At 66.4% G+C, this 3291-nt stretch carries 5 protein-coding genes and 1 pseudogene; all 6 read left to right on the top strand.

Features of this window, described 5'->3' with window-relative positions:
- The first annotated feature begins 30 nt into the window (after positions 1–30).
- The gene (locus WS69_RS20210; RefSeq protein WP_059472461.1) at positions 31–648 is read left to right on the top strand and encodes a hypothetical protein; all 618 of its coding nucleotides are present in this window, start codon (positions 31–33) and stop codon (positions 646–648) included.
- A gap of 34 nt (positions 649–682) precedes the next feature.
- Entirely contained in the window at positions 683–1753 is a 1071-nt protein-coding gene (locus tag WS69_RS20205; RefSeq protein ID WP_059472460.1) for a hypothetical protein, read from the top strand.
- Between the two features lie 6 nt (positions 1754–1759).
- Positions 1760–2206: a zinc-finger-containing protein gene (locus tag WS69_RS20200; RefSeq protein WP_059472459.1), complete on the top strand. Its 447-nt coding sequence runs from the start codon at positions 1760–1762 to the stop codon at positions 2204–2206.
- The gene (locus tag WS69_RS20195; protein WP_059472458.1) at positions 2203–2397 is read left to right on the top strand and encodes a hypothetical protein; all 195 of its coding nucleotides are present in this window, start codon (positions 2203–2205) and stop codon (positions 2395–2397) included. Before WS69_RS20200 ends, WS69_RS20195 begins: the two co-directional genes overlap by 4 nt.
- A gap of 1 nt (position 2398) precedes the next feature.
- On the top strand, positions 2399–2881 hold the full coding sequence (locus tag WS69_RS20190) for a hypothetical protein (RefSeq protein ID WP_059472457.1): 483 nt from the start codon (positions 2399–2401) through the stop codon (positions 2879–2881).
- 100 nt (positions 2882–2981) lie between these two features.
- A pseudogene (locus WS69_RS20185) lies at positions 2982–3291 on the top strand (DNA cytosine methyltransferase); the annotation flags it as partial.

The following is a 3291-nucleotide window of genomic DNA, read 5'->3' as shown; positions in this document are numbered from 1 at the left end:
GGCCGGACAGCATGCAATACGGGAGGCAGCGTGAGACAGGACATCGAGAAATATCTCGCCGCGACGTCGGAAGCCACAGCGAAGGCCGTGGCGACCGGAACCGGACTCCCCCATCTCGACGTGACGAAGGAGCTGAACCGGATGCTCGGCGAGGCGATCGTCGAGCGCGAGAAGCGCGCGGGCGGTGGCAACGAGTACGTGTACTGGCTCGCGCGCGGCGTCGCGCCGGTCCCGCCAGCCGACGCCGTACCGGCGCCGCCCCCCGCCCTGTCGCTCGCGGAGGCCATTGCCAGCCTGCCGCCTTCGGCCGTCGCGGCCGACACCACGCGGCGCGTCATCGCGGATCTGCGCGCCGAGGTCGAACGCCTCACCGCCGAGCGGGACGCCGCGCACCTCAAGGCCGACACCTGGCGCGCGAACGCCGCGGCGCTCGAAGCGCGCATCGACGAGCTGACGCTTGGGCCCGTCGGCGCCAGTGCACCGCTGTTCGTGACGGTTGGCAGGTATTGCAAGCCGAGGCGTCACGCGTCGCTCGAGAAAGCCCAGCGGCGCGGCAGCGCGCTCGTGCGCAGCGAGAAGGAATCCGAGGTGCTCGTGCTCGAGCCGGTCGGCCGGATCGTGCGCGGAACGCAGTGGATGCCGAGATAGCGCCCCCTCACCCAAATTCACCATTGAGAACACCATGAGCCACTTTTCAGTACTCGTCGTCGGCAACGATGTCGAGAAGCAACTCCAGCCGTATCACGAGTTCGAATGCACCGGCGACGACGATGAATTCGTGCAGGATGTCGACAAAACCGACGAGGCGCGCGCCGAGTTTGGCGCGCAGACCGAGACGCGCCTGAAAGCTCCGGACGGCTCGCTGCATAGTTTCTTCGACGACAACGGCAACTGGCGCGCGGAATTTTCTCAGCCCGACCCCGATGCGCCGTCCTTCGCTCCTGGTCGACGGATGCGATTCGTGCCGCCGGGATACGAGCTTGTCGAGGTGCCCACAGCGCAACTGAGAACGTTCGGCAACTGGCTGTCCAGCTGGTACGGCATCGCGCTCGTTCCGTTCGGAGAAGCGCCGGACACGGACGGCGCGCACAAATTCGGATATGTCCTGCTCGACCAGGCCGGCAACGTCACGAAAGCGATCAAGCGCACCAATCCGCGCAAGCAGTGGGACTGGTGGGTCGTCGGAGGACGGTGGTCCGGGTTCCTGCAGTTGAAGGATGGTGCGACGGGGCAACGCGGACGCCCTGGACTCATGGGTGCATGTGCCGACGATGGCCCCGGCCGAGCAGACGTCGCACGCAAGGGCGACATCGATTTCGACGCTATGCGCGATGCAGCAGGAAAGAAGGCCGGCGAGCGCTGGGACAAGGCTGCGGCCGCGCGCGGCGACGCGACGTGGCACGCATGGGAGCACGTACGCGAGGTTCTGCATGCAGGCGACATCGACGCCGCACGCAAGACATACCACGCTCAACCGGCCATGAAGGCAGTGGCTACCGCGCTTGACAACCCATGGGATGGCGTCGATGAGTACCTGACGCCGCGCGACCAATACGTGCAGCAGGCCCGCGATAGCTCGACGGTGACATACGCTCTCGTGAAGGACGGCCAGTGGAACGGGCGCGGCACGATGGGATGGTTCGGCATCTCACACGACGAAAGCGACAGCGGCGATTGGAACCGGAAGGTCAACGAGCTGCTCGACAGCCTGCCCGACGACACGATGATCACGGTCGTCGACTGCCATATCTGACGCAACGTGAGCGCTGCCGACAAAAAGACGCCGTGGAACCCGTCGCGCCGCGCGACGGCCCGCGTCAAGAACCCTCTGCCAACTCCGACGACGTGCCCATACGACGATGGTCCCGTCGAGATCGTGAACAACTCGGCGATCTACGGGCGCGAGTACGGCGAATGGCCGTGGGCGTTCCTCTGTCGCTCCTGCCGGGCATACGTCGGCCTGCACCCCTTCACCGCGATCCCACTCGGCACGCTGGCCGACGGGCCTACTCGTGACGCGCGGAAACGTGCGAAAGCCGCCTTCAACCCGATCTGGCAGTCCGGCCGCATGACGCGCACCGACGCATATGTCTGGCTGGCTCGGCAGCTCGGCATCGCGAACCACGAGGAATGTCACATAGGCTGGTTCGACATCGCGACATGCGATCGCGTCGTCGCCGTCATTCAACAGGAGCACCCCCGATGACCGATACGCAAGACCCGCTATGGCGCGCGCTCGCACGCCTCGAACACGCCGAGCTGAGCGACGACGAACGCAACCTTCTGCGGCCGGCGTTCGCCGCAATGCACGGCAGCCATGCGATGCGCATTCCCGAGGACATCGTGAAGCTGATTCGACGCCTCGACGCGACGCTGCCGAAAGCCCTGGAGACCTGACATGTTGCGCACCTTCCTATTCTTCGTCAGCGGCCGCCTGCCGTGCCGAATCATCAGCGACGCCGGGCGCCCGTACCTCGAGCGCTACTACCTGTTCACGCTGCTCGGCGTGCGCGTATACCTGCACCGCTTCGTCGATAGCGATCCCGATCGCGGCCTGCACGATCACCCGTGGCCGTGGGCCGTCTCCCTGATCCTCGCCGGCTGGTACTACGAACAGACGCGTGCCGGCACGAAGATCGTGCGCTGGTTCAACGCACTGATCGGCGACTCGTTCCATCGCGTGATCCTGCCACGCGACCACGGCGTGCACGAGTGCTGGACGATCTTCGCGCACCGCGCGCGGCGCACGAAGGAATGGGGGTTTCTGCGCGACAAGGGCCAGTTGGGCCGCGTGTACACGGCGCACAAGCCCGGCGCAGACGACCAATGGTGGAAGCGTGCCGCGCGCGGCCGCGCCGAGCCGCAGCGAATGCCTCGCTGAGACGACAGAGCATCCCGCGCGGCTTACCTCGGACTGCGCGGCCTTGAGGGGGCGCCGAATTTCGGCGCCCTTCTTTTTCCCGATTTCTTCTGTGCCATCTATGGACAATCAGCGCGTCTACAACAGCTTCGGATTCTGCTGCGGCCTCGGCGGCGGCGCCAAGGGCTTCACCAAAGCCACCTCCCACGTCGGCAACATGACCGCGACGTGGCGCTGCATCGGCGGCATCGACAACGATCCGGCGGCCGCGCGCGACTTCGAGACGCTGGTCGGCACGCCGTGCACGGTCATGGACCTGTTCACACGCGAGCAGTACACCGCGTTCCACGGCACCGAGCCGCCGGCCGGCTGGCGCGAGGCCACGCCCGAAGACGTTCGCCGCGCCGCCGGCTACCAGCATCCGCACTGCG

The organism is Burkholderia sp. BDU5, assembly GCF_001522845.1.
Classification (GTDB): Bacteria; Pseudomonadota; Gammaproteobacteria; order Burkholderiales; family Burkholderiaceae; genus Burkholderia; species Burkholderia mayonis.
Note: the sequence above shows the minus strand (reverse complement) of the source record. Positions and strands in the feature narration are given on the sequence as shown.